The sequence below is a fragment of the Acidithiobacillus sulfurivorans genome (genome assembly GCF_018853815.1).
GTDB classification, from domain to species: Bacteria; Pseudomonadota; Gammaproteobacteria; order Acidithiobacillales; family Acidithiobacillaceae; genus Acidithiobacillus; species Acidithiobacillus sulfurivorans.
Window position 1 is genome coordinate 1 of the sequence record NZ_JAAOMP010000077.1, and the last position, 24,957, is coordinate 24,957.

Sequence of the window (24,957 nt, forward strand, 5' to 3'; positions counted from 1 at the left end):
ATGGAAAGTGCGGTGATTGCCACCCATGCACGGCGCATGGGGCGGGACAAGACCATCACGGACCCGCAGCACTACCTGCAGGTTTTGGAGCGTAAACCGGGGGCTTTACGTAATGGCTTGCCCTTCCAGAAGCTACCGCGTGCCATCACCCTGGTGCAGGAGCATCTCCAGGCTAAAGCCGGTGGAGATAAGGCCTTTGTAGAAGTCTTACTGGCGGCCAGAGACCATGGCATGGACATACTGGAGACTGCCTGCGCCATGGCCCTGGAGCAGAAAACCGTTACCGTCACGGTAATCCTCAATCTGGTACACCGTTTGGCACACCCATTTCGTCGCTCACTTTCCTCTCCTTTTGCTCACTTTGGAATTGGCGTGCCGCCGCTTGGTAGGGCGCCTTCTTATGCGTGCCGTGTCTTGTGGTGGTAATGGGGTACTTTTATGTTCGTGGCCTCAACAGCCAGCCGAACGACCAGCGGGACGCCCCCTTTAAGGAAGAGGATAGATCCAAATAACAAAAACTCCAGCCCCACGACAAACCCGAAGAAGGGATTGGCCGCAAAAGCAGATACCCAAAAGAGGAGAGAAATGGTCTTCAAGTCATCGGTCTCGGTAAAGGGCGGCTTGCCGTGCGTCCCGACCAATATCAACCGGAATCCAGACACCACCCCTAGCACACTCGATAGCACCATGATCCAGGGGTTGAAAGCGTGGTCCAGACACCACTCGACAAAAGCAGATTGCTTGGCGTCCAAATCGCCATAGGTCAATAAATCCTCTCCCCTTCGGACGAGTGCCATGCGGAGGGGCCGCGCCATCCAATCGAATCGGCGAAGGACAAACGCATAGATGATAAGGACGATAGAAGCCAGAACCGTCCACGCGAGCACTGAAAACATAATGTGCCAAACGAGTGCTTCACCGTTCATTTTTGTCTCCTCGCGAGTTTCTTAGCGTCCAGTTTACGCCGCGCCCTGTGTTTTAGGTAGCCCTTGGCGCTTTGACGTAGGGGGTCAACCGAGATCTTCCCTATAAGGATGGCAGTCACCACCAGAATTGCCAGGCAGAGTGCCAGAATGGGGAGCACAATTTCCAAGAATCGAGAGGGATGACTGGATGCAAACTGAAGAATGGCGATTATTGCACCGCCCAGGGACGCATCGTAGTAAGTGGAAACGCCCGATTGGGCAACAACAGCGATCACCATTTCCTTATTTCCCGCTCAGCCCCCGGCCGCTTCATGTTGGCTATGACTCGACTGCTGGCACATAATCAACCAATTGGCAAAAAAACCGCGTCCACCAGCCAATGGTTACGGCGTGTTCGGAGTTACCCTCTGCACGCGCCTCTTCGTTGTAGCAAACCGCATCCAAGGCCCCAACCACAGCTGGCTCTTCCGCTTCAATACGCAAACGATCTTCCGTGAAGCGCCGAAGATTCTCGGGAGACTCATCCCCGCCTACCATCTGACGTTCGAGGCCGATGAAACGCCCCCGCAATTCCCGATGAAGCGCCGACATGCGGGCACTTCCTACCAATACATTGCACACGTTGGAGACGGCCACCGTCGCGCCCGCCACTGTCGCGGCCGCTGGATGACCAGAAAAGGCTGTAGCTGCTGCGCCAGTCCCAGCCAACAGACTCAAAATGCCGTTGGTCGTATCAAGGCGCGCGAAGAAAGCCGCCCGGCGCTCGTGGTAGCGCACAGACTTGCGAATACCAAACAGCAAGAAATGCCAGCCATTATCCATTGGTCACCTCTTTTTCGGGGGCGGAGGAGGCTCCATTCTATCCCTAACTTTCAGATTCTTCATAGAGTCGTTAGCGAAACCAGGAGATGGGATGGAGTCCGCGCGGTCGTAACCGCCCTTTTTTAATGGTGATTTATTGTTATTTGCGGGTTTCTTTTCTGACAACACTATTTCTCCTGTCTCTTGCTCTGGGGATTAATGCCGCCCACCGCGTGGGTTTTCTTCATATCCTTCCGCGAGAGTGTGAGGAGACCGTAATCAACACTGTACATTTTTGCACAGTGTTGCGTGAGGCTGCTTTGGCCTTCATTTTCCCCATCTCTTGCTTCACGGTTTTGCCATTTAATGCACGGTCTTTTGCATGATAGCGTAAGCCTGACCACGACGAATACCTTCCCACGCCAGCGCCCTCCTCATATCCTTGATAGCCTTCTGTGTGTAGCCCGAACCTTCGGCGTCCTCAAGAGCGGCATCGCGCATATAGTCTTGAAGAGAATAATTTTGGCCTATCGAGAAACACTGCTGCAGAATCTTATCGGCGTTTGCAGCATAGGCTCGATTATAGATCGCTGCGACCAATTTATCAAAGGCTTAAATGGGTGAAGATCTTCGGAGATGCCAAAATGACCACGGCGCTTCTCGATCGACTGACCCACCACTGCGATATTCTGGAGACCGGAAACGATTCTTACCGGTTCAAAAAACGTCGCAGCCACCCCCTCTAAAACTGGTCAAAAATATACGCTGTTACCTGGTCATTTTTAAACTGCTGGCCCTTGACCGGGGATAGGCACTGTTTGTGCTCGACGGCCAAGAGAATACCGCCCGCGCGCGAATTGGGGCCGTAGGATACCTCCCAGCAAGTGAGCCGCTAGTGTAGTGTTGCATTCTGTTTGCTGCTTAAGTGGCTGTTGGCGCGAATGACCTTTTGCAGGATGTCGCGGGCGGTTTTGGTCCAGATGAAGGGTTTGGGATGGGTGTTGTGGTGGTCGATGTACCCCTCAATGGCCTGGATGAGTTCAGGCACACTGGTGAACACCCCACGACGTAACCGCTGGGTCGTGATATCCCGAAAGAAACGCTCGACCATGTTGAGCCAGGATGCCGAAGTGGGCGTGAAGTGCATGTGAATACGCAGGTGCTTGTCGAGCCACGCCTGTACTACCGGGTGTTTATGGGTCGCATAGTTGTCGGCGATCAGATGCAGAGCCTTGTCCCTGGGCGTCTGCCGATCAATTTTCTTCAGGAACTTCAGCCATTCCACATGGGTATGGCGCTGTTGACACTGCCCGATGACCTGACCATCCAGCACGTTGAGTGCGGCAAACAAGGTCGTAGTACCATTACGTTTGTAGTCGTGGGTCATCGTTTCTGCGCGGCACTTTTTGAGGGGGAGTCCCGGTTGGGTTCGGTCCAGGGCCTGTACCTGACTTTTTTCATCCACGCAGAGCACCAAGGCATGTTCCGGGGGAGACATATACAACCCCACAATATCTTCCAGCTTCTCCACAAAATGCGGATCACGTGACACCTTGAAACCACGCAGCAGATGAGGCTTGAGGCCATGCTTGCGCCAATGCCGCGACACACTGGCGGCACTGACACCCAGTTCTGCCGCCATCCTACGCGTACTCCAATGCGTCATCGCTTCCGGCTTACTCTGCGTGGTCAATTCTACCAGACGGGCCACATCTACTTTCACTGGAGGGGCGCCGCGCGGTAAATCGCGTTCAATGCCCGACAAGCGGTGTTCCAGATAACGCTTGCGCCAACGTGCGACTTGCAGGCGATCCACCCCCAGGCGCTCCGCAATTTCTTTGTTCTGCAAGCCCTCTGCCGCCAGCAATATCATCCGTGCCCGTAATGACAAGCGGACACTGCTTAATCGGGAGGCGACTATACGGGACAACTCGGACCGCTCTTCGCTGGTTAAAATGACTGTGGGCGCAACTCGCAAGGCTCGACTCCATTCATGCCCTCAACATGAAGCCATTTTATCATGATCAATTTTAAGATTCAGCAAGAATGTAACATTACACTAGTTTGTGCCTGACCGCAAATATAATTGCCTTTAATAAACAGTGTGTTATAATACATTCTGCCGTTTGATGTTGCCGAATTTGCGATGCGACGATTTTCTTTTTATGCCTTTTTTCGGCTTCTGAGGCGGCTACCCGTTGAAAACATGTGTGTTTTTTAACGCAATATCCAGACTTACGGAAAATCTTCGTCATGAGAAAAGTGATTAACGCGCAAATGGTTTTTGGAGAAACCGATATTTCTGCTATTCAGATTGATCCCAAGTCGCGGGATGATATTCCGCGACTCTTGCGTGGCCTTCAACACATTTATATGCAACCGGAACTCCGGGAACGGGTATTTACCATCCTGGAGGATATGCGCCCCGTACAAGCCGATGGCAAAACCCTGGTCAGCGCCGAAAAAGGCCGTCCTGGAATGGCCCTCTGGAAAATATTGGTGTTGGGTACGATGCGGCTGGGTCTTAACGCAGATTACGATCGCATCCATGATTTAGCCAACCATCATCTGGTCATCCGGGAAATGCTGGGGCATGGAGAATGGGGCGAAAATACCGATCAACGGTACCATCTGCAAACCATCAAAGATAACCTGAGATTGTTTACCCCGGAAATATTGGATCGGATCAATCAGGAAGTGGTGCAGGCGGGGCATGTTCTGCTCAAAAAAAAAGCCGAAGAAGGGCTCAGCGTTCGCTGTGATTCTTTCGTCGTAGAAACGCGGGTGCATTATCCGACCGATATTAACCTGCTGCTGGATGCGATTCGGAAAACCATAGAAACGGCAAGCCAGGCAGACCCATTACTCGGCTCGACGACGTGGCGACAATGGCGCTATCAACTGAACCGCTTCAAAAAAAGCTACCGGACTCTCCAGAAAATAAAACACTCAACGGCGCAAGACCCGCAGAAGCGTGCGGCACATGATACGCGGATGCGGGAAGCCTATGCGGATTATCTGGTCCTGGCTGAGCAGCATGTCGCACGGGCCACCGAGACGGCTAACACATTGAAAGCAGAAGGCCTCTCCGATGCCGCACAACAGCTCGAAGGGTATCTCGGACACGCCCGCCGACAGATCGACCAAATCCGTCGTCGAGTATTACACGGCGAAAAGATTCCACACAGCGAGAAGGTTTTTTCAATCTTTGAACCCCACACGGAATGGATCAGCAAAGGAAAAGCAGGGGTTCCCGTAGAATTAGGTTTGCGGGTGTGTATCGTCGAAGATCAGCACCGTTTTATTCTGCACCATGCGGTGATGGAGCAGACGACCGATGACCAGTTGGCGGTCCCGATGACCCAAGCAACCCAGTCCCGTTTTAGTGACGTACATTCCATGAGTTTTGATAAAGGATTTCATAGTCCAGCCAATCAGGCTGCGCTCAGAGAAATACTACCCATGGTCGTTTTACCGAAAAAAGGGCGTCCATCTGCGGAAGAAAGAAGGCGGGAGTCGGACCCTGTATTCGTCCGTCTACGCCACCAGCATTCGGCGGTTGAGTCGGCGATTAACGCCTTAGAACAGCATGGTCTGGATCAATGTCCGGATCATGGTATTACCGGTTTCAAGCGCTATGTGGCATTGGCTGTGCTGGCCCGGAACATTCATCGATTGGGGGCTGTTTTAATAGCCCAGGAGGCGGAGCAACGATGTATCTATCGAAAAATGGCTTAAAGTATAGGATTTTTGAAGCGTTACCGAACTTCCCAAGGAAACGGCTGTCGAAAAACAGCTGAAATCATTAAAAATGGGCATAATATAATATCTTCCGTAGTTGCGAAAACGGGTATTAAAATTCTACCCATTCATCATTTCGCTCAGATTTTACGCGACGGAATTTTGAAAAAACGCCTTTTTTCTGTCAGGCACTAGTTGTCTTATCACCTATTATCCCCACCCCGCCATACCCGATCAGCCCCTAAGCACGCCACTCCAGCACTGATCCTGCGCACCTCACCAACAACTAAGGGGACCAAGATCACCGACGCTGAACTCGCTGCCATTAAGATTGATCGCACTTGCCTTTGAAAACAAGTAAGAGGATGTTGTCGCGACGACCTGGTTCAAAGTAGTCATCCCATCAGTCCTCCGATCTGGTTCCGGTCAGCATCCCGTTCGCTGGTGTCATATTTGCCACCAGATGCATCGCCGTCCTCATCCGTGGCCTGGTTGACCATCCCTTCCAGTTCAGAGATTTCATCGTCATCCATAGGCTTCTCGATCGGCTCAGTAGAAGCCACGGTTTTGGGTTTAGTATCTTCTGCCTCCGCCAGCGGATCATCGTCTTCCATGGGGGGTGGCTGGGGCGCTTGTAAAATTCCACCATGATCCGGAAAGACCTTGCTGTAATCTTTTCCATCCTGCAGCTTATCGCTGGTGGCAAGGCAGGTGACCTGCGCACGCTTCAGCAGTTGCGGTAATTTGAAGTACAGCATTTGTTGTCCATAAACGGGTGCAAAACCGGCCACAAATACCAACAGATCACCTGGCTCCTTAATGTTCGATCCTTCTTTCAGCGGGCCTCTCAGGCGCATGACTTCATCACCGGTCAAAAGGGCTCTGGACTGATAGTTAATGCTCGTAGAATAACCCTTATTGGTACCCAGCATGCCAGCGTCATAAGTCTGGTTATCGTTCTCCAGAGTGATAGTGGTTGTCCCCAGCATTTTGGATAACCATTCTGCCGTTTCAATCTGGTTGGGGGCATAGGCCACCCGGATATGGCAGTTACCCACAATAGCCTTTGCACCAGATTTGCCGTATCCATGCCCCTCATCTTCCAACTGGGCATAATCCTGGGTAATCAGGTACAGCTTGACGTTGTATCCTGCTAAAAAGGCAATGGAATCCTGGAAGATATCCATCTTCCCCAAAGATGGGAATTCATCCAGGAGCATCAACAAGCGGTGTTTTCCCTTGCAGACCATGCGTCCCGCTTCGGAAACCAGTCTGTCGGCGGACGTGAATTGCGAAGCGACCAGGTTAAGAACCAGTCGGATCAACGGTTTCAATCGGTTCTTGTCTTCTGGACTGGTCACCAGATACAAGGAAACAGGGGTATCCGCATCCTGCAGATCAATAATGTTGAAGTCTGATTTTTCCGTCCATTTAGCGATGATGGGATCACGATAGATAGATAGAAAACTCATCATCGTCGAGATTACACCAGATTTCTCATTGTCTGCCTTATTGATCATTTCTTTCGCAGACTGAGCGATAGCCTGGTGGACTTTGGTAGGCTTGCCCATAAGATCCTTCCAGCCAAATCGACCAGAAGGATCATGTTCCGTGGTCAACATGCGCTCAAAAGCTTCATCCACACTATTCAGTGTTGGGTCGTTCAGAAATGCGGCGACTCCTCGCAGCGTTTTGTCCGGCAAAGCATAGAGAATGTGCAGAATCACGGATGTCAGTAACGCAAAACCGGTCTTTTGCCAGTGATCGTTTAATCCCTTACCGTCCGGATCCACAATCATGGTGGCAATATTCATGGTGTCTTTGACTTCAAAGTCGGTACCAATGCGTACGGCATCCAGTGGATTGAAGTGGCAACCATCGGGAGATGGATCACCGGGATTGAATTTCAGGATTTGATGGCCTTGTTGACGACGATAACCCGCCGTCAACAGATAGTTCTCCCCCTTGATATCATGGACTACCGCCGAGTCCATCCAGCCATCCAGTAAGGTGGGCAGGACCAATCCCACGCCCTTGCCGGATCGCGTAGGTGCAAAAGCAATAATGTGTTCAGCACCGGTATGCTGCAAATAGGTGGGTTTCCCTTTCTCCACATAGGCGCCAACATAGCAGATATGCTTGGAATCGAACTTGATCCAGCTTGCTGGTGTGTTGGCTGTTATCTCCTCGGGGTCACAGGGTAAGGCTGTTGCAGGGATCACGGATTTCTTATCGCCGGGCGGAGGCAATAAGGCCATATCAGCAACTTCCTTGGCGCTGGCCCAGTGCGCAGATCCATGCACCTGGTTCTCCATCACATCCTGCTTGGCATCTTTATGCTTGAAGCCCAGCAAGGTGCCCGTAACCAGTCCCATAACCATTCCTGGACCAAACATCCATTCAATCAGCTTCATCCGTTCATTGTTGTCATGCAACAGAAATAATGGACGAATAAACGTAAGCGGGTTGTAAATGCGCCATCCATGCACCTGAAACCACCATGCATGCATGTTTTTCAGAAAACCGGCATCCAGGTAATAATAAACGCCATAGCCTGGATAGTGAGGAAACATCTCCCGCGCCACATAAGCCGTACCCAGCAAAACGCCTATAGATCCTGCCGCCAGTCCACCGATAAGGGTTTTGAGGCTACCCCCTCGCGCCAGTCGTTGTGTCTTGTAATCCAGAACCTTCTGGTTTGGTCTATGGAGTGCCGGGGTAGGCTGTTTTCTTCCGCTTAATAGGCTCATGTCAGCGTGATTCTCCCATGTTTGGCTGGTTTTTGCGTTGATGCCACAAGGTGACGGGGTCCTCTGGCGACGCTTTGCAGCAATCGTCCCAGAGTCTTTCCGTTTGAATGTCCATGAAGCCCCCCATTGGCACGGATTTGTCCATTTGCCAGTGTTCGGGCATTAAGGTTTGTGCCTCATTCACGGCAGGATCGACCAGGAGACGGATTGAAGTCGCGATCCGCTTTGAGCCCCTACCCAAGGGTATTGCGGGAAATTATTGGGGGTAGCCCCTGAAGTGCCCGAATTATGGCTTTGCATTTTCAGATAAACGGGATACCCGGCTGCGGCCAGAATCCGGTCAGCATACCCGGTATCTCCACTGGTGTTGCCCGAATTGTACAATTCAAAAGTATGATAAAGCGCCGATTGGCCGGCAGGATAGGTCATCTTTGCCAACCGATAGTCTACGGTAAGGATTTTCCCCGCTACCCGGACGTTATGGCACGCATTGAAGGCATTTTGGGGCGTCAATCCATAACGGGCAAAATTCTCTGTATCGACCTGGCCCAGGCCCACATCCACACGGGCACCAGAGGCCATTAACGCCGTTAGAATCTGAATGGCTTGCGCCCGGGTTTTTGGATGATAGGTGCGCCCGTTACTATTGTCGTGCAAGACCAATGCATCACCACCCGATTCAACGCGGATGATGGCCGCCAATGTGTCCGGATTAACCTGTGGCGCACATTGCGCCACAACCTGCGTGATCGGGACGGCAACCATCACAGTCCGCCACGGTATTTCAGGGAAACTTCCGCGCATTGCGGGCAGACGTGAACCTGTACCGCCATTTTCTTTTCAAAGGCTTCTTCCCCATCTGTTGCCAGTTGACCGAAAATGGCACCGGCAGCAGCACCGCCGAGTCCCGTCAGTCCACCCATGCGAATGCCGTGATCTCCCAGATACTGCATAGCTGACTGGCAACGTGGGCAAGACTGTTGCTGAACCTGTTCCTGTGCGTGCTCTCCGAATCCAAACATGCTGTTCTCCTTGTGACGATTAACGGTAGTGATTGAACCGGCAAATACCGTGTAAATAAGTCTGTTTGCCGGTCTGAAAAAGCGTGATAAGCGCCATGCGCAAAGAGGGCCTTCCAACCCTCTTTTTGAAACGGGGACGCATCAGTTCCTCGCTTCCCATTTCGCCCCCAGTTTTTTGGGGTCGGTTTTCTCCGGCCACCAGCAACCGCTGCATCCTTCACACTTGAAAAATGCGCTGCCTTTTTTGGTCTTCAGGGTGATGGTCGGCTTTTTGCAGGATGGGCATTGCGGCCCCTTACCGGACGATTTGCCACCCTGTCCGGGTTTGCCGCCCTTGCCACCTTTTCCACCCGCACCGGTCGGTCGTGCCTGTCCTACCGACACCTGCAGGGTCTTTGCCGTTTCAACCAGCCGGGCTACGGCCTTCTGTTGGGCGGCTTCAAATTGCTCCAGACTTACTCGACCTTCCGATATGCCCGAAAGCGCATCTTCCCATCGAGCCGTCAAAACCGGATCCGTCAATTCCTTGGGAAGAACATGGATCAGCCCGCGTCCCGCCTGGGTGGAAATGATTTGTTTGCCTTTGCGCTCGATGAATCCACGGGTCAGTAATGTCTCTATGGTGTTCGCACGAGTCGCCTCTGTGCCAAGGCCTGAAGTCTCCTTGAGCTTTTTCTTCGCTTCAGGGTCATCCACGACCTTATGGATATTCGACATCGCTTCAATGAGTGTGCCGTCATTAAAGCGGGCAGGGGGCTTGGTCTGTTTGCTCTGCACATCAGCAGTGACTACAGTCAGGGTTTGCCCCTTCTTCAGAACGGGGATGGTACCGGATCCGGACTCTTCATCCCCCTCTTCGTCGCCCATGCCTTGCAGGCTGCCGCCATAAACAGCCTTCCAGCCGGGTTTTACCGGCACTTTGGCCGTGGCCACCCAGGATTCTTTCGTGCAATCCAGAACGATTTTCGTCGCCCGATAGACAAAAGGTGGATAGAACAGGGCTAAATACCCCCGCACGATCAGGTCATAGACCTTGGCCACGAATTCATCCATTTGTCCTTGCATGGAACCTGTCGGAATGATGGCATGGTGCGCGGTCACCTTGCCGGTATTCCAGATTGCACTCTTACGCGCAGGATCTGCCCCTTGAGCCTCTTTGACGAAGCCAAGCCGGGATAGCTTCTGGACGATGGCACCTGCTTCTCCCAACTGCTCTTCGGGCAGATAACGGCAATCAGTCCGTGGGTAAGTCGCCGCCTTGTGCGTCTCGTACAAAGCCTGAGCGGCATCCAGTACTGCCTGTGCGCTCATCCCGAACTTGGCCGAACAGGTCTTTTGCAGTTCGGCCAGTGAGAACCCCAACGGAGCGCCTTGCTGTTTTTCACTGCTCTCAAAAGCCGTGACCACGGCTTTACCTGCTGCTTGCGCCTGGCGGGCTAACGTGTCTGCGACTTTTTTGTCAGTCAGATAGCCTTCAGCGTCCACGCCATCGGCGTCTTCACGCAACATCCAGTTGGCCCAGAATGCAGTATCTGCAGAGGCATTCGGCGATGCCTGGATGCGCGGAATGAAGAAATCCTTGGGTTTGAAGTGCTCAATCTTTTCATCGCGTGCGACGATAAGGGCCAGCGTCGGGGTTTGAACGCGACCGACTGATAAAACCCCGGATCCGGTGTTGCGTAACGTGAATGCCCGGGTGAGATTCATGCCGGTTAGCCAGTCTGCACGGCCACGCGCTTCTGCGGAGTCGCGTAGTAGACGATATGCTTTATTATCTTTGAGGTTGCCCAGCGCTTTTTTGACGGATTGTTCATCCAGTGCTGCCAACCAGATACGCTGTGTGGGTCCTTTCCAACCCAATTCCTCCAGCACTTCATCGACCAGCAGTTGCCCTTCACGATCAGGATCGCCGGCATTGACCACAAGGTCTGCTTTTTTGAGCAGATCACGGATAATCTTGATCTGGCTTTTGGCATCCTCTTTGGGTTTGCGCTTCCATTCTTGCGGAAAGATAGGCAATTCATCGAATCGCCATTTCTTTTTGCCTTTTGGCGTTGTTGGCACAGTAGCGGATGTATAAAAATCCGGTTCTTCCTGCTCAAAAATATGACCAAAGCACCAGGTGACCACCGTGTCTCCACAGGTAATGCAGCCATTTCCCTTGGCTTTGCTGCCCGGCAAATACTCCGCAATCCCTTTACCCAGAGATGGCTTTTCTGCAATAAACAAACGCATTATTTACCCCCTGTTCTTGCAGGTTTCTGCTCCAGCAGTCTATCCACCAGGGCAGAAACACTGACATGCCATTCTCCGTCGGGTAGACGGAGAATGCGTTGCATCGCTGCAGGCGGCAGCGCAATCATGACCGCACGCAAATCGCGTTTGGGTTCCTGTCGATCACGGCGACTGGCGAGGCTCAATAGCTGTGCGTCATCGTATTTTTCCAGTGCCCGTAACAATCGCTGCTGACGTTCTTCAGCGGGGATTCCGTGATTTTCAATGCGCACCAATATGTTTCCTAACATCCTGTGATTTCCTTAGCTGTAGGGATTTGCTTCTGTAGGCTGTTTCGGCTGTTCCACTTTCCCAGAATCCGTCTGCATTTGCGGATTGTAAGGGCCAGGGAAGACCATATCTTGCGTTGCCACCACCTGGAAAACATATCCGGGTTTGATCGTGATGGTAGGGGCTATATCAATATACTTTTCCAGTAATTGAGACTCCGCCTGCCCAAAGGTCTGCACCAATGATTGCTCGCTATCCTGAAGCGCCGTATTACCGGATATCTGCCCGGTAGCACTGGTACTGGATGATGGAGAGGCGATTGCCATACCTGCATCCACAATGGACATCAGCAGTGCATTTTTGAAAATGAGCCAGGTATGGTCATTCACCTCACCTGAAAACCCACTGTATCCTTGTCCACCAGCACCATTGAAACCCGGTAGATTGATGTAGGTCCCATTCGGGAATTCAATGCGGGTCCACGCGACTGCCAGCCGATTCACACCCAATGTAGTGCTGGTATTGTATGTGCCAATCAACTTGCTTCCGGCAGGGACCAGTAGACTCGCACCATTCACGCTGGAATAGACATTATCGCTCACTACGGCGGTCAACTCGCCCGGCAAATAACTTTTGATGCCCGTCTGTAGTACCGCTGGGATGACGGATCCCTGCAGGAGTTCATAGGGACTGACTTCCCGTTTGACCAGGTCATTTGAGATGTCTGACTCCCGTTTCTTTTTGCTGTCTTTGCTCGATGTCGCCACCGGCAGCGTCGTTGGCTTGTTGACCTGTTGGGCCGGCGGGGTGCGGGATGCTGTGCTGCCCGTTTTCCAGCCGAGCGCATTGGCTCCTGACCCTCCGCTTGTGCTCTCGCCGAGAGTCGTCTGGAATGCCGTATCCTGCGCGGCATAAGGGTTTTTCTTGGGCTTTGCTGGAGGCTGATGGTTTGAAGTGGACTTGCCTGATGTTTCTCCAGTAGATGAGTGATCATCATTGCTGTTGTTCGATGATGCCTCGGGATTTTTTGGTTTGGACGGTAGGTGTTTTACCGGAATCGTGGATGTTTCAGGCGTCTTGGCAGGGCCTACTTTTGTGGTCGTGGACACTTTTTTCGTGTTCGCAAAAATCGGATGATGCTGCACATATTCAAAGCCGCCCAGTCCGGCCAGCCCGAGAATGGCAACGCCGGTATACATCGCCCGCTTGGATATGCGGGTACTTTGTTTGTTGGCGTCCGGCTTCACATTGATAGGGGTTGCACCCTGCGAAGGGGCTGCACCCGGCGATGGGGTTGCACCCTGCAATGGCGATCCCAAAGAAGGCCCGTTACTGCTTTCTGGTGCAGAGGGGTTGGATGCCTTTCCATTTTTTCTACTGAAGAAGCTCATTTTGCACTCCCTTCTTGCGTCAGCCGGACTTCAGAGACGATCCCCTTATGGCCTTCTTCCAGAAGATCCACCTGATAGGGATTCCCCTCTATCACCAACGTTTTTCCACCATTTTCAAGATGGCTTGGTGCATACCAACTGGCACCAGAGCGGTTTCTGGGTAGAACCATCGGCGCTGTTTTTTGTGCATGACGGAAATGCACAAACGTTTTCTGCGGGGTGTTCGCCACAACGACGGGCATGATGTCCTGGCAGCGACCCGTTACACACTGCATTTCCCAGTTGACAGAAAGATGCACGGCATCGGGAGAGGTATCTGCAATGACAGTGTTTGGCAAACTTCCGTTCTGCTTCAGCAGGATGGGAATTGGTCGTTTGATCAGCTTATGTTCCGCACGATAAAACGATAATTTGGGGGTATATCGGGTTTTGCCTGAAGTAAGATCCACGCTGTATGTGATCAGATTGCCATGAGGGCCGGTCGCCATAACCTGCAAATTACTTTTCAGTCCAGGATAAATCGGTGACACGGCAATAATGGCATGATCTCCCGCGACGCCTGTCTCCACATTCCAGAAGCCGGAGGGGGCTCCCAGCATTTTTTCCGGAACGGCCCCGCAATTCAGCACGATCAGTGAGTAATTACCCGGGCAGGTTTGCAGTATAGGGGTGATCTGTCCTAACGGATAAATCACGGCTCCATCGGATTGCGCCAGGTACGGCAGTTGGCGAATGTGCCCATGCTTCCAGGCATTCCAAAGAGATTGTTCCTCAATTTTGAGCGGCAGATCATATCCCACAAAATTATCCGCATTTTTGGTGGTTTCCCAGGCGTTCGCTGTATTGACGGATATGCCGGACACGAATCCCTGCCCTCCTATCTGGGGGGCTTCCAGAGGGGCAGCAAAGGCCATGGTTGGCAACATGCCAGCCAACATTAAAATGGGTTTCAGATTTTTACGCACCGACGTTCTCCTTTTTACGTTTGATATCGACGACCTGGGTTCCCAATCGCAGTTTGATGCTAGCGGGCACAGAGTTCACAACGATCTCGCGGTTACGAATTTCTGCATCAATGCCAATTTCCTTCCCGGACCGATTGAATCCCTGAACAATCGGATATCCACCATGGCTGGATAATCCTTTGGGCATATCAATAAAAGTGTGTGTTCCATCGTCATAGACACGTAGTGGACGAATAGGCGTGCAATTGCTTTCGGAAAACCATCCCCCGCCGCCACAGTGAATGGACCAGTCCGTCTGAATCCGCTGGATCGGCACACGCGGTAAAGGCAGCACTTGGCTGCTGGTTGGATTTGGCCTGGATATGGGTGATGTTTCCGTCATCGTGGGCAGATTCCCGCGAATCATGGCCTTTTCTGCAGGGGACCATGCACGGGTAACTGGACCTGCAATGCCCTGTATTTTCAGGACCGGAATATATCGGTTCGCATCGGAAACCAGATGGACCTGATAGTTGACCGCTTTTTTGTGGTCCGTAGCCGCAATGACAATGTTTTGATGTAATCCTTTGAATTTCGGACTCAGGAAAATCTCCGGCTGTTTGCCAACCATCGCCTGTTGAATCTGCCATTCCGCAGGAGATACACCCACCGTCGTCACAGGTTTTACGCCATCAGGCAAGGCGATAACGCAGGTATGCAATGGCGCACAAACCAGCACGGCCTCTCCCGCGCTGGTCGTTGCTATGCCCCCGTTATGTTCTGGCAACATGGGGATATTGACCTTGCTTTGTTGGGATGCGGCCAGAGCGTCTTCAGCGAGTTGGTGAACGCGCTGTGACTCTGGCCCTTCCGGAGGGGTGGTAATCGCATGCTGGAAAATCTGCGCAGGCGTAGGGGGTGGCAATGATTTACCGTGAATGCCGGGCACGACATGATGTGCTGCCCGTTGGCCGCTGGTGGTAGAGGCCGAAACGTTGCTCGCAGATCCTTGAGGGGTCTCAGACCCTTGATGGGGCTCAGACCCCTGTTGTGGAGCGCCAAGATTAAGAGGTGGCAGTCCCGCAGGGGTTACCACGCCTGCTATCGCATTTGCAGAAAAGATCGCGGTCGGTACAGCTACTAGAAGGACCAGAAGGATGAGTTTATGGATGTGCATGGTCGAATATCCTTATCCCAGTTGGCGACTGAAAGCGAAATGGGTAATGTAAATCCCGAAAGGATTACCATTCAGTATGTTGGGATTGTTGGAGGGTCCCACATTCGCGTAGGTAATGGTGCCTTGCCAGTTTTGTTCACCATGGATGCCACCGTGTTTCCCGTATTTCTTGACGGAAAAATCAACAATGAAGGATCCGCCGCTTTCCGTCAGTTTCCCAAGTGGCTCTGCAGACTGAATAGTGACGACCTGTCCACCTGTGCTATTTTCATAGGCAGCATACGGATGGTGCCGACTGTAAAATGCATTCAGGCTCGCCTCGCCGGTGTTGGCGATATAGGCGTAAGACTGGTCAATCCAGTGTTTTTGCACGGCAGTATCCGGACTCCGGCTAAAGAGTAGCCAGGAGAATCGGGAGACGATATGCCGGACCACTGGTTGGGCATAAGCCCCGGCTTTTACGGCTTGTGCCAGTTCAACTGTTTTCCCGAGTTTGCTGACTTCTACCACGTAAGGTACTACATGCACTCTATCTGCTTCATAAACCATACCGGCACCAAACAGTGCCGCAATGCCTATGGCAGAGATGGCGGCAATACGCCAGTTCTTCGCCTGGGAAATGTAAGAGCCGTACCGCTCCATCCATTCACGCCGTGCGGCCAGATAATCAGGTTGTTCTGACATGCTTCCACTCCGAATGATGATCGTTCATTGTGGTATAGCACAGAGGGGAGGGAGGTTGTTTGAAGTGGGTCTGATAGATCTACCAGAAGAGATCAACTGGCCCGATGCTGCTCGCAGATCCGTGGAGCATGGGGGAAACAGGCTTGATAACCAGAGTGTTGGTTGGAAACAGGGGGTAATCCACCTTTCTCAGTGGTCACCCCACAAAAGCCTAATCCCTCTGGGGTAGATCCGGGGACAAAGTGCGTGCAAGCCGCACAGGTAACTTTGGATGTTGGAATGCGGTTATTCATTGTCTGTTTTTCCTGTCAGACAACGATCAGTCGGTCTTTCCATTATGATTATTGACAATAATCGTTTGGGGCTGCGCATCCATTGAAAGCGCCCAAACCAGGGATATTACCCATCCAACCAGTGACCACCCCAGGAAAATATTCAAAACCATAATAGCAGCAAGGTTTGATTTCTTTCGACGCATTGCAATGATCGTCGGGATGAAATAGATGAACAAAGCAAAAATTAAACCGATGGTCAAAATCAAAGCTGTCACGCGGCAATCTCCTTTTTTATTGAAATCCCAATAAAGGGTGAACTAAAAATGCACCAAAATTTTCGTCTGAACCGCCATCCAGAATCCCTGCCAGTCAGGATGCACCGGATGATGTAGCAACCAGGCGTACACCAGCAAACCACCGAAAGCAGCGATGCCCAGAGCGGCCAGGCCCAGAGTGACATACGTCAACAGGCGTATCCCGCCATGCCGGACAAAAGCCCAAAGATAAGCAGCACCCAATAGCCCCCAGAAAGTCCAGTGGACCCAGAGGGGGGCAGTGGACCACCAGTGGGAAACTTGCTGGAAAATGATGTAGGCAAGGAATAGCCCACCAAAGGCAAGGAGAGCAGGGCCATCACTCATGCTGAGATTAAGGCCGTGGGAAGCACCCATATTCCCGTTCGGATTTACAGGATCAGGCTCCCACACATCTTTGCTTCTGGTTTGGGTATCCCAGCATTCAGCAGTGTTATTCCAAGTCTCATATTTTTCGTGCTGAGTTCTATATGCCATAATTCCAACCATCCAATAATTACGAACTGTTTATGGTATAGCATTACAAAAACTTGAAAACAAGAGGCAGAAACCCCTTGTTCCGTATTTAGTCATCCATGTGTTTGAAATCCAGCTTTGAACCGCTTACGCCTCCGCCACTGTGTTCATCAGCTATTTTATCCACCTTACCTTTCCCAAAATCTAAATACTCCTTGCCTCTTTCTACAGCCGTCTTTGGACGATTCTGCTGCGCCATAGAATCCCGCATCTGTCTGAGCAGTTCCGTCTGCTCATTAGGAGACGGGGCGGGAACCGGGGATGCATCTATGGGGGGCAGTGAACCCGATGGGGATTCTGACGGAGCCGATTCACCAGCGCCGCTACTTTCACCAACGCCACTGGCGGATGAATCGCCAGCGGGTCCACCAGAGGGTCCTGCGGACGGCGAAGGTCCTGCAGCCTGCGAAGGCCCTGCGGACGGGGATCCTGCAGACGGCGCGGATCCTGCGGGTGCAGAAGAACCCGCCGTGGACGCTGCAGGACCAGAAGCCTGCGCAGCAGGTGTGCCCTGCGCAGCCGGTGCAGAAGTCGATGCAGACGACGCGCCCGGGGTTGCTTTGGCCGCAGATGCGCCGCCCTGTGCAGCAGACGTGCCCTGCGCAGCAGCTTCGGCGGTCAGACCGGCAACACCTGCCGCTTCAGCCGCTTCCGCTACGGGACTTTCACCACCTCCGCTTGAACCACCTTCCGATCCTGCAGACGGCGCGGATCCTGCGGGTGCAGAAGATCCTGCGGACCCGGTACCTGTTGCTCCAGACGAAGAGGGCGCATCACTGCTCTTGCTGCTCGTGCTGGAACCCGATGCAGAGGGTTTCTGTACCGATGCCCGCATGTGCTCCATGCCTTTGGCGTCTGGTGTCGGAACCGACTTCATGGAAGCCGATTCCATGCTGCCTGCACCACCGCCCGAGCTACCCATACCGGCACTCATGCTGCCTGCTCCGCCCTGCGCGGCAGCGCCACCGGCTTGTGCAGCTTCCGTCGCTCCCATCAGGGCACCACCGCTACCACCTGCACTACCTGCTGCGGCACTAAATGCTCCTGCACCTGCAGCAGCACCACCAGCCGCCGCCAAGGCCACCGGTGCGGCAGCAATGGCTGCAGCCCCGACACCAGCGGTCGCCATGCCTTTTGCCAGTTCTCCACCTGAAAAACTACTCGAACCGGTCAGAATGCTGGTGGCAATGCTCGATGCTTTCTTGGGTAACAAGGCGATAATGGCACCTAAAGCCAACATCTGGAAACCCATCTGAAATGGATTATTTACGTTCTCCATCATTGTGGTCATTAATGGCACCAGAGAATTCATCACCAGATAAGCAATGGCATTAATCAGCAGCAGCCGAAAGCCCACATTCACGGCATAATCAAAGTAACTACTCACGTACTTTGAGGTATAACGCAATCCGCCACCTGCTAGCACAATGACCCCGAAAGCCATCACCAAATAACTTTCCAATGTCACCATTAACAGTTCCAGCGCCAACATCAGAATAGAAATAGCAGTCAGCAGACCCAATACAAAGGTTAAAATAGTTTCACCCAGGAGTGCCGTGGGATTCGATGCGGCAAAGAAATTCGATGCGGCTGAGAATGCCGACCCCCAATCCATATTCACAATGTCCGAAAGGATGGACGATGCATTTTTGGCCGCAGCATGTATGGGAGACAACAAAATACCAAGGAATGCCTTTTCTGCAAATCCTGCAATAGTGGACGGGGTGGCGACCGTCACACCCAAAGCGGTAACCCCGCCTTCAAGACCGTTGATAATTGCAGGAATCCAAACCGCTGCCTCATTGATACAAGTCAGGAAAAACCCTAACGTAACCACCTTTTTTATGAGACTCCCGAAAAGATCTTCATGACCTTTCCGGTTCAATCCGTGATTCATTGCCAAAATGGCGATTTCAATGGCAGCAAAGGCAAAAAAGAGATTTTTTGCAGCAGCCTGTAAAGGGGATTCCCATCCGGAAATGGCCGTTTGTAGATCTGATTGCACGGTCGTCAATGCACCCATGCCCGTTCCAGCCATCGCTACATCGGGCACGAGGAAAAGCATGACCATGAAAAGCGGTAAAAGCCATGACTTACGCATCAGGACGACCCTCATAGCAGATTATTCATATTGGGTGCGGCAAATAATCCATTGGCCACCGCTTTTGCCGTGGCATTCTTTTCCGCCTTTTTCTGTTTTTCATAAGCAATCTGCGCGTCTTCACCAGCCATGGTGATTTGTTCAAGCTGCTGAATGGATTTCGTCGTGACATTCGCCGCCGCAACGGCTGCACCGGCCACTTGAGCACGGCCCTTGGCAGTGGCAGCTTCCGCATTGATTGCCTGCATAGCTGAATCCTGTGTGGCAAAATTCTGTGCAGCGAGTCCCTGTGATTCCAGCGCGTCCTGCATATCCGTATTGGTCGTGGCATTCCAGTTGGCATAAGTGGCAGACAGATTTTTGATCGAGCTTCCCGCACCCTCATATTCCTGGGCCAGTTGGGCGCCGATATTCTGACCGGCATAACCCAATGCCTGCGCCTGGCTGTAAATGGCCGTCAACTTCTGGATGGATCCCACCAGAGGATTCCAGACTTTAGCGAACATGGCTTGTGGCATATCCAACGTATTCGTTACCATGTTTTCGTAGCGTTCAACGTCGTTGGCATACATGCTGATCTGGGTCGTCACTTCCTCGGCCTGTTTTGCCAAAGATTCTATTTGCGTCCCTTCCTGCACAATCTGTTCGGGGAAGGTGGATCCTGCGACTTCCGAAACCGCAAAAGAGGGAAGGGGCAAAGCCAACAAGGATGCACCTGCAACAGCCAAAACCAGTTTGCTTTTTTTTAATTTATTCATTGTGGTTCCTCCTCAAAATGACGAAATAATTCCTCTGCCACCGATATCCAATCCTGTGCGTTATATGGAAGCCGTTCCTGTAACCAGGCAATGGGCCAACGATGACCATGTAGGTTGCAGAGCTCACGAATCCGCTTCACTTCACGGGGGTCGCTGACGCCAGTAAACGCCAGCGTCACTGGTCCCATCTGTAGCTGAATTCTGCGCTGTCCGTCGGGAGTGAACAGATAATAATCCCGCTTCGGAGTGCTGGCCGCCAATAGCTCTATCTGTCGCGCATTCAGTCCCATGCTGTGGTACATCGGCTGCAATAGCTGGCTGGTAGCTTCCCGATTCGGCAGAAAAATCTTGGTTGGACAAGATTCCTGCAAGACGGGGAGTAGAGGGCTGTCTTTCATATCCATCAATGACTGGGTAGCAAAGACCACGACAGCATTCTTTTTGCGCAGCACCTTGAGCCATTCACGGATTTTTGCCAGGAACATAGGGTTATCCATCATGACCCAGGCTTCATCCAGCAAAATCAGTGTCGGTCGGCCATCCAGCATCTGCTCAATGCGATGGAATAGATAAAGCAAAGTCGGAACAGTGATCAACTTCGCCTGCTCGGAGCCCTGCAACAAATGCTCCAGTTCAAAGGTGATGAACTTCGCAGACAGATCTAGTCCGTCTTTTTCTGCATCCAGGAGTTTTCCTGCATTGCCTTCCAGGGTGTAAAACCTGAAGGCGTTTTTCAGCCGCTGGTCCTGTGTGAGCTGTACAAGGTCCGTCAGTGAACGTCCTGTTTCGCGGGTCAGTGACGCTACTGCATCACGGATGACTGAGCGTTCTTCTGTGGTGATCTTCATGCCCTGCAGTACCGCACAGCCTTCCAGCCATTCACAGGCAAATCGATTGTCTTCCGGTCGTTCAATATGTTGAAGCGGCGCAAACGACAAGTCTGTATGCTCACCCAGAATGTCATAATGCTGCCCATGCGATGCCATGGTTGCGGCATACATGGACATACCCTTGTCAAAGCTGATCACGCGGGCACCTTCATAGCGCATCCATTGCAAAGCCAGTAAGGCCAAAAAGGTGCTTTTACCGGCACCCGTAGGACCTAAAACCAACGAATGGCCCAGGTCACCGACATGCAGATTGACCCGCATAGGCGTATTGCCCGTAGTGGTCGCCATCATCAGTGGGGGAGCTTTACGGCCATCCGACATTTTCATCAACGGACTGGGGCAACGTTCTTCCCCTGCCCAGATGGCCGTTTTGGGTGCGAAATCGGCAAAGTTCAGGCTGTGAATCAGAGGACGCCGAACGTTTTCCCATAGGTGTCCAGGGATACTGCCTAAAAATGCTTCTACAGTATTCGTCGTTTCGAGATAGGCATTAAAACCGGAGTTGTCAAAAAAATCCTTGATGGTCTTTACCCGTTCGTCCAGCACCTTGCGATGCTCTGACCGAAGCACCACGCCTAGACTGAAAAACCCATAGCGCAGAGCCCCTTCGTTGGCTTCATGAATGGCCTGCTTCGCGTCGTAGGCAAGATTCACAACGGTGTCATCTGCTGACAGGTTGCCTTGCGCTTCTCCGCTGACTTTCTCTGCGACCATGCTTTTAAGTGAGGAGCGGCTGCCAAACCATTTATCGCGGATTTTCCCCATCAACTTTGTGGCATCCACCTGATCCAACGGCAGGAAACGCACGGTGTAACGCATAGGGAAGGGCATGGAGTGCAACGATTCCAGGATTTCCGGAAAGGTCATCACCGGAAAACCAATCGCGGTCACAATCCGAAATGGCACACCATCCATGGCCGGTTCCAGTCCACCAATAAAATCATGGTGACCCAGAACAGCGTCCAGATAGGCAGGAATGCGAGGTGCGTTAATTTTATGATTATTCCCCGACAGGCATTCGTGGATATGCGTCAATAACGCATCCGCATCCAATGCGCGGATCCGGTACCAACTTTTAAGGATACCGATTACAGTCTCAAAGGCCCCTTGATACTTGTTAAATGTATCTCGCAATACCTCACTCTCGCCGGTCTCGGCGCTGGCCGCTGTGCCACGGATAATCATGGCTTCGCCAAGTCCGGACTCAGCGTCTTCCGGTGTCTGCCAGGTCAATGTCATATAGTACCGGCTGACAAAATGATGGTCCTCTCCGCCGTGTTGGGCACGTCGTTCTGCATCCACCAAAGCGGGAATGGCGGAAGGAAACCGGTTGTCCTCTCCAGGTATGTAACCCCCGGACGGTTCACGGATGGCCGTAACATGGACGCCCCAACCGGTACCAATGCGTGACAGCGCGTTGTTCCATGCACCGGAAAGTGCCTCAATATCGCGTGTTCCCAGGCTTTCCAGATCGGGTCCCTCGAAAGATACCCCTGCCAGAAAGGATCCGTCCTTTTGAAGGGCAAGGGCTACTTCCCCCGCGTTCGTTTGGAAAGAGCCCAGAAGAATGGCTATATTCAAAAGGTCAGGAAGACCTTTGGATTTATCCCTGTATTGCTTGATGTTCAGCACGCGCATGCTCCTTCTTCTGTTTTTGAGTGCCACCCAGTAACCGGGTCATAACGGAGGAAACACCCCGCACCAGGAATCCGGGACCATTACCGCCCGTTGGGCGATATCCGGGAGCAAAAAAAGTGGCTCTTCCCGGGTAAAAATTCTGTTGCCCCCAATGGCGCCTGGTAACGCCAATCGCTTGAGGATCCCGCGACGCCATCTGGCGCAGAAAAAACTGCCCAACACCACCCACCACAATGCCTACTGGTATAAACAATATCCCAGCCATGACAGAGGTTCCCAGGCAAACAAACCAGAGCGCGAAAACCGCTTCACGCTCTGCACCACCCACCAACATGGGCTTTATCAGTGACGGGTGCAGAATCACCCGTCGCGTTGCTGTTGCTTCCCGCATCAGATACCCGCCAGGTGAACCATGTGACCGGCCAGCAAGCCAAAGGTGCTGACATGTCCCATTGTGGCGCCGCCGGTAATGCTGGTCGCCAGAGACTTGGAGTTAGCCATGACAATACCGGCTACGGTCGCACCCAGACCGATCATCATGGCCTTCTTGTGCTCACCGCCATGCCACCATGCAAGACCTGTGGAAATCAATCCACCTGCGGCAACCAGTCCACCGAAATCGGAAATGCCGGTCAAAACGGTATTCAATTGCGTACCGATAGGGCTGAACACACCGCCACTGGTACTTGCCATGGCAACTGGCGCCGTAAATGTCGAAGCAATACCCAATACGGCAGACTTGAAACGACGACTCAATTTATTAAAACGCATCACACACCTCACTTATCAGAAAAAAAGTACAAAAATATTTTGATACGCATGGGTATAGCACGGAGTAAGGGAAGGTTGGGGCTTTACTTCTTCACGTCATAAATCGCCGAAATCCGTCTGCCCTCTGGGTGCGTTTTGTCCCGGGTGATCTGCAGCACCAGATCCACCGCTTCATGGATCAGGTCTTTTTGTGGCGGCACTCCTGCTTCCTGACAAAGCTGATCCAGTCGCAGTAATGCCGCTTCCGGATTATTGGCATGCAGCGTGGCAATGCCACCGGGATGTCCCGTATTCCAGGCTTTCAGAAGAGCCAAAGCCGCCTTGTCGCGGACCTCACCCACCAAAATACGATCAGGACGATAACGTAAGGTCAGCTTCAACAGTCGGGTCATATCGATGCCAGCGTCATCATCCGTCAGGAACTGCACCACATTCGGTGCCGTACACTGCAGTTCACGGGTATCTTCAATGATGACAATGCGTTGCTCGATTCCTGACTGTTTTGAAATCACGTCAATGATGGCGTTGGATAACGTGGTTTTACCGGATCCTGTGCCGCCCGCGACCAGTATGTTCTTGCGGTTCTCGACCGCGCTCAGGATTTGTTCACCCTGTTCGGGAAGCATGATGCCATTTTCCATATACTGGTCGAGCGTGAAAACGGATCGCGCCGGCAACCGGATGCTGAACGATGCGCCCTCCACCAAAGGAGGGATCGCACCCGCAAAGCGACTACGCATGAATTCTATGGGCATGGCGCCTTCTACAACCGGTTTAACCCGGCTCACTGTGGTACCCAGATAATCCGCCATCAGCCCCAGAAAAGACTCTATGCGCGAAGAACTGATACGTCCCAGCCGCTCCATGCCAGAACCCAATCGCTCCACAAACACTTCAGCATCTGGATTGACCATGATCTCCACGACCATTTTATCCTCAAAAAGATGGATGATTTCATCGCCCAGAATGCGGCGCATGGCCGTTATTCTCCGATCATGCGCTTCTATGGTCGCTTTATCCTGCAGGGTTATCTCATTCATCAGCAACCTCCTTCACTGAAATCCGTTGCTGCAGTAAATCGGCAATTTTTTGGATCGCTACGGGCCGGTCTCCGGAAAATCCCGCTTCGGCAACCTGCTTCAAAAAGCGTTCATAACGATTGAGCGCAGAAGCTGTGACTGCCTCGCGTTCATCGCCTCCCGGCTCAGGGAGATGAACCAGCATCAGCTTCACAAAGGCGTCCATCATGGCCGCGATCGTATCCACCTCTGCCTGCAGTGCTTCGATATCAGAGCGTGCCGCCAGTATTGTGGCCCCTATCCGCCGCTCGAAAGTCGCGAGATTGCTGCTATCGTTTTCCGAAAGCGTATCCATGCCCCGCAATGCGTATTCTGTCGCCAGCGCATTCAAGGACATGCGTCTGCTGGCCGCTTCCAGGCGGAGGGTGTCCGCATAGGATCCCATGATCTTGATGGTGGAGGTGACTGCCTGGGCCATCAGGCACGCTCCTCTGCCATTTCGGCATTGGCTGAAGTTTCTGAAAGGGCTTGACCCAGTTCATCCACGACCTGAACAGCCAGTTCATAGTCATCAATCATCTTTCCCAGCATGGCAACACTTTGCGGGCTACCAGAAACCAGGATGGTCTCTGCAGTTTTTGGGTGCAGATACATCAAGACATCCTCACCGCGACCCTTGGCCGCATCAATGAATCGCTGGTTATCTTCCATTTGGTCATACATCGGTACATCCT

At 52.4% G+C, this 24,957-nt stretch carries 25 protein-coding genes and 2 pseudogenes; 3 read left to right on the forward strand and 24 right to left on the reverse strand.

The genetic code is table 11. From position 1 onward, the window contains the following. Positions 1–426, forward strand: a pseudogene (locus tag HAP95_RS07105) (IS21 family transposase); the annotation flags it as partial. Here the strand turns inward: HAP95_RS07105 and HAP95_RS07110 are convergent. From HAP95_RS07110 to HAP95_RS07125, 4 genes are all read right to left on the reverse strand, one after another. After that, on the reverse strand, positions 399–926 hold the full coding sequence (locus HAP95_RS07110; protein ID WP_215883591.1) for a hypothetical protein: 528 nt from the start codon (positions 924–926) through the stop codon (positions 399–401). The pseudogene HAP95_RS07105 and the gene HAP95_RS07110 overlap by 28 nt on opposite strands. Further along, positions 923–1,204 carry a hypothetical protein gene (locus tag HAP95_RS07115; RefSeq protein WP_215883592.1) on the reverse strand — a complete coding sequence of 94 codons (282 nt, stop codon included), beginning with the start codon at positions 1,202–1,204 and terminating at the stop codon, positions 923–925. The genes HAP95_RS07110 and HAP95_RS07115 overlap by 4 nt, the downstream gene beginning before the upstream one ends. A gap of 40 nt (positions 1,205–1,244) precedes the next feature. Further along, complete coding sequence (locus tag HAP95_RS07120; RefSeq protein ID WP_215883593.1) at positions 1,245–1,748, reverse strand: hypothetical protein; 504 nt, start codon at positions 1,746–1,748, stop codon at positions 1,245–1,247. 342 nt (positions 1,749–2,090) lie between these two features. Next, the gene (locus tag HAP95_RS07125) at positions 2,091–2,327 is read right to left on the reverse strand and encodes a hypothetical protein (RefSeq protein ID WP_215883627.1); all 237 of its coding nucleotides are present in this window, start codon (positions 2,325–2,327) and stop codon (positions 2,091–2,093) included. A 14-nt stretch (positions 2,328–2,341) separates the two neighbouring features. Here HAP95_RS07125 and HAP95_RS07130 point away from each other — a divergent pair. Continuing rightward, a pseudogene (locus HAP95_RS07130) lies at positions 2,342–2,473 on the forward strand (ATP-binding protein); the annotation flags it as partial. Positions 2,474–2,619: 146 nt separating this feature from the next. Here HAP95_RS07130 and HAP95_RS07135 read toward each other — a convergent pair. Further along, positions 2,620–3,705 (reverse strand): IS630 family transposase, encoded by a 1,086-nt coding sequence (locus HAP95_RS07135; protein ID WP_215883594.1) that lies wholly within the window; start codon positions 3,703–3,705, stop codon positions 2,620–2,622. A gap of 275 nt (positions 3,706–3,980) precedes the next feature. On the opposite strand from HAP95_RS07135, the gene HAP95_RS07140 reads away from it, so the two are divergent. Then, complete coding sequence (locus tag HAP95_RS07140) at positions 3,981–5,465, forward strand: ISNCY family transposase (protein WP_215883595.1); 1,485 nt, start codon at positions 3,981–3,983, stop codon at positions 5,463–5,465. 398 nt (positions 5,466–5,863) lie between these two features. Here HAP95_RS07140 and HAP95_RS07145 read toward each other — a convergent pair whose 3' ends face one another. The 19 genes from HAP95_RS07145 to HAP95_RS07235 form a co-directional block, all read right to left on the reverse strand. Further along, positions 5,864–8,218, reverse strand: a complete 2,355-nt coding sequence (locus HAP95_RS07145; protein ID WP_215883596.1) for a type IV secretory system conjugative DNA transfer family protein — start codon at positions 8,216–8,218, stop codon at positions 5,864–5,866. A 180-nt stretch (positions 8,219–8,398) separates the two neighbouring features. Further along, positions 8,399–8,983, reverse strand: a complete 585-nt coding sequence (locus HAP95_RS07150) for a lytic transglycosylase domain-containing protein (RefSeq protein WP_215883597.1) — start codon at positions 8,981–8,983, stop codon at positions 8,399–8,401. Beyond that, positions 8,983–9,240, reverse strand: coding sequence for a hypothetical protein (locus tag HAP95_RS07155; RefSeq protein WP_215883598.1), 258 nt, complete (start codon positions 9,238–9,240; stop codon positions 8,983–8,985). The genes HAP95_RS07150 and HAP95_RS07155 overlap by 1 nt, the downstream gene beginning before the upstream one ends. Positions 9,241–9,381: 141 nt before the next feature. Continuing rightward, on the reverse strand, positions 9,382–11,475 hold the full coding sequence (locus tag HAP95_RS07160; RefSeq protein WP_215883599.1) for a DNA topoisomerase 3: 2,094 nt from the start codon (positions 11,473–11,475) through the stop codon (positions 9,382–9,384). Then, positions 11,475–11,765, reverse strand: coding sequence for a hypothetical protein (locus HAP95_RS07165; protein WP_215883600.1), 291 nt, complete (start codon positions 11,763–11,765; stop codon positions 11,475–11,477). The genes HAP95_RS07160 and HAP95_RS07165 overlap by 1 nt, the downstream gene beginning before the upstream one ends. 12 nt (positions 11,766–11,777) lie before the next feature. After that, positions 11,778–13,136, reverse strand: a complete 1,359-nt coding sequence (locus HAP95_RS07170; RefSeq protein WP_215883601.1) for a TraB/TrbI/VirB10 family type IV secretion system protein — start codon at positions 13,134–13,136, stop codon at positions 11,778–11,780. Continuing rightward, positions 13,133–14,101 carry a TrbG/VirB9 family P-type conjugative transfer protein gene (locus HAP95_RS07175; protein ID WP_215883602.1) on the reverse strand — a complete coding sequence of 323 codons (969 nt, stop codon included), beginning with the start codon at positions 14,099–14,101 and terminating at the stop codon, positions 13,133–13,135. Before HAP95_RS07175 ends, HAP95_RS07170 begins: the two co-directional genes overlap by 4 nt. Beyond that, entirely contained in the window at positions 14,094–15,257 is a 1,164-nt protein-coding gene (locus HAP95_RS07180) for a TrbG/VirB9 family P-type conjugative transfer protein (RefSeq protein ID WP_215883603.1), read from the reverse strand. Before HAP95_RS07180 ends, HAP95_RS07175 begins: the two co-directional genes overlap by 8 nt. Positions 15,258–15,269: 12 nt before the next feature. Then, positions 15,270–15,941: a VirB8 family type IV secretion system protein gene (locus HAP95_RS07185; protein WP_215883604.1), complete on the reverse strand. Its 672-nt coding sequence runs from the start codon at positions 15,939–15,941 to the stop codon at positions 15,270–15,272. Between the two features lie 319 nt (positions 15,942–16,260). After that, positions 16,261–16,491 carry a superinfection immunity protein gene (locus tag HAP95_RS07190; protein ID WP_215883605.1) on the reverse strand — a complete coding sequence of 77 codons (231 nt, stop codon included), beginning with the start codon at positions 16,489–16,491 and terminating at the stop codon, positions 16,261–16,263. Between the two features lie 42 nt (positions 16,492–16,533). After that, positions 16,534–16,923, reverse strand: coding sequence for a DUF4175 domain-containing protein (locus tag HAP95_RS07195; protein ID WP_215883606.1), 390 nt, complete (start codon positions 16,921–16,923; stop codon positions 16,534–16,536). 172 nt (positions 16,924–17,095) lie between these two features. Beyond that, positions 17,096–19,147: a P-type conjugative transfer protein TrbL gene (gene trbL / locus HAP95_RS07200; protein WP_215883607.1), complete on the reverse strand. Its 2,052-nt coding sequence runs from the start codon at positions 19,145–19,147 to the stop codon at positions 17,096–17,098. An 11-nt stretch (positions 19,148–19,158) separates the two neighbouring features. Further along, on the reverse strand, positions 19,159–19,905 hold the full coding sequence (gene trbJ, locus HAP95_RS07205) for a P-type conjugative transfer protein TrbJ (protein WP_215883608.1): 747 nt from the start codon (positions 19,903–19,905) through the stop codon (positions 19,159–19,161). Then, the gene (locus tag HAP95_RS07210) at positions 19,902–22,427 is read right to left on the reverse strand and encodes a TraG/VirB4 family ATPase (RefSeq protein WP_215883609.1); all 2,526 of its coding nucleotides are present in this window, start codon (positions 22,425–22,427) and stop codon (positions 19,902–19,904) included. Before HAP95_RS07210 ends, trbJ begins: the two co-directional genes overlap by 4 nt. Then, on the reverse strand, positions 22,399–22,824 hold the full coding sequence (locus HAP95_RS07215; RefSeq protein ID WP_215883610.1) for a VirB3 family type IV secretion system protein: 426 nt from the start codon (positions 22,822–22,824) through the stop codon (positions 22,399–22,401). Before HAP95_RS07215 ends, HAP95_RS07210 begins: the two co-directional genes overlap by 29 nt. Beyond that, complete coding sequence (locus HAP95_RS07220) at positions 22,824–23,204, reverse strand: TrbC/VirB2 family protein (RefSeq protein WP_226832635.1); 381 nt, start codon at positions 23,202–23,204, stop codon at positions 22,824–22,826. Before HAP95_RS07220 ends, HAP95_RS07215 begins: the two co-directional genes overlap by 1 nt. An 83-nt stretch (positions 23,205–23,287) precedes the next feature. Next, entirely contained in the window at positions 23,288–24,244 is a 957-nt protein-coding gene (gene trbB, locus HAP95_RS07225; RefSeq protein ID WP_215883611.1) for a P-type conjugative transfer ATPase TrbB, read from the reverse strand. Further along, on the reverse strand, positions 24,237–24,701 hold the full coding sequence (locus HAP95_RS07230) for a hypothetical protein (protein ID WP_024893826.1): 465 nt from the start codon (positions 24,699–24,701) through the stop codon (positions 24,237–24,239). Before HAP95_RS07230 ends, trbB begins: the two co-directional genes overlap by 8 nt. Then, positions 24,701–24,946, reverse strand: coding sequence for a hypothetical protein (locus HAP95_RS07235; RefSeq protein ID WP_215883612.1), 246 nt, complete (start codon positions 24,944–24,946; stop codon positions 24,701–24,703). The genes HAP95_RS07230 and HAP95_RS07235 overlap by 1 nt, the downstream gene beginning before the upstream one ends. Positions 24,947–24,957: the final 11 nt, after the last annotated feature.

Coding starts and splice junctions, on each gene's coding strand:
- HAP95_RS07215 (WP_215883610.1), bottom strand. CDS start 22,824: ATGCGGGAAGCAACAGCAACGCGACGGGTGATTCTGCACCCGTCACTG.
- HAP95_RS07150 (WP_215883597.1), bottom strand. CDS start 8,983: ATGGTTGCCGTCCCGATCACGCAGGTTGTGGCGCAATGTGCGCCACAG.
- HAP95_RS07220 (WP_226832635.1), bottom strand. CDS start 23,204: ATGCGTTTTAATAAATTGAGTCGTCGTTTCAAGTCTGCCGTATTGGGT.
- HAP95_RS07110 (WP_215883591.1), bottom strand. CDS start 926: ATGAACGGTGAAGCACTCGTTTGGCACATTATGTTTTCAGTGCTCGCG.
- HAP95_RS07185 (WP_215883604.1), bottom strand. CDS start 15,941: ATGTCAGAACAACCTGATTATCTGGCCGCACGGCGTGAATGGATGGAG.
- HAP95_RS07140 (WP_215883595.1), top strand. CDS start 3,981: ATGAGAAAAGTGATTAACGCGCAAATGGTTTTTGGAGAAACCGATATT.
- HAP95_RS07230 (WP_024893826.1), bottom strand. CDS start 24,701: ATGGCCCAGGCAGTCACCTCCACCATCAAGATCATGGGATCCTATGCG.
- trbL (WP_215883607.1), bottom strand. CDS start 19,147: ATGCGTAAGTCATGGCTTTTACCGCTTTTCATGGTCATGCTTTTCCTC.
- HAP95_RS07120 (WP_215883593.1), bottom strand. CDS start 1,748: ATGGATAATGGCTGGCATTTCTTGCTGTTTGGTATTCGCAAGTCTGTG.
- HAP95_RS07165 (WP_215883600.1), bottom strand. CDS start 11,765: ATGTTAGGAAACATATTGGTGCGCATTGAAAATCACGGAATCCCCGCT.
- HAP95_RS07180 (WP_215883603.1), bottom strand. CDS start 15,257: ATGCACATCCATAAACTCATCCTTCTGGTCCTTCTAGTAGCTGTACCG.
- HAP95_RS07145 (WP_215883596.1), bottom strand. CDS start 8,218: ATGAGCCTATTAAGCGGAAGAAAACAGCCTACCCCGGCACTCCATAGA.
- HAP95_RS07235 (WP_215883612.1), bottom strand. CDS start 24,946: ATGTATGACCAAATGGAAGATAACCAGCGATTCATTGATGCGGCCAAG.
- HAP95_RS07160 (WP_215883599.1), bottom strand. CDS start 11,475: ATGCGTTTGTTTATTGCAGAAAAGCCATCTCTGGGTAAAGGGATTGCG.
- HAP95_RS07115 (WP_215883592.1), bottom strand. CDS start 1,204: ATGGTGATCGCTGTTGTTGCCCAATCGGGCGTTTCCACTTACTACGAT.
- HAP95_RS07155 (WP_215883598.1), bottom strand. CDS start 9,240: ATGTTTGGATTCGGAGAGCACGCACAGGAACAGGTTCAGCAACAGTCT.
- trbJ (WP_215883608.1), bottom strand. CDS start 19,905: ATGAATAAATTAAAAAAAAGCAAACTGGTTTTGGCTGTTGCAGGTGCA.
- HAP95_RS07170 (WP_215883601.1), bottom strand. CDS start 13,136: ATGAGCTTCTTCAGTAGAAAAAATGGAAAGGCATCCAACCCCTCTGCA.
- trbB (WP_215883611.1), bottom strand. CDS start 24,244: ATGAATGAGATAACCCTGCAGGATAAAGCGACCATAGAAGCGCATGAT.